The 240-nt window shown below is 65.4% G+C and carries 1 protein-coding gene; it reads left to right on the top strand.

Annotated elements, in window-relative coordinates; translation table 11 throughout:
- The coding region (locus tag SB822_RS60550) for a YbfB/YjiJ family MFS transporter (RefSeq protein WP_410859582.1) at positions 1 to 240 on the top strand (240 nt) is incomplete at both ends.

Genomic DNA, 240 nt, shown 5'->3' on the forward strand with positions numbered 1-240 from the left:
GGTGGTGACCGGCCTGACGGCTGCGCCCTCGATCTGGCTGTGGGCACCGGCTGCCAGGAAATTCGGCCTTTTCAATGCATTTGCCCTGACGGCCATTCTGGAGGCTGTCGGCGTTGCCGCGAGCGTGGTTCTGGCTCCGCCGCTCGGGCCTCTGGTGGGCGGCGCGCTTCTGGGCATCACTTTCATGGCATTGACGGCGTTTGGATTGCAGATCGCCCGTACACTCGCACCGGCTTCGCC

The organism is Paraburkholderia sp. SIMBA_054, assembly GCF_046534875.1.
Classification (GTDB): domain Bacteria; phylum Pseudomonadota; class Gammaproteobacteria; order Burkholderiales; family Burkholderiaceae; genus Paraburkholderia; species Paraburkholderia hospita.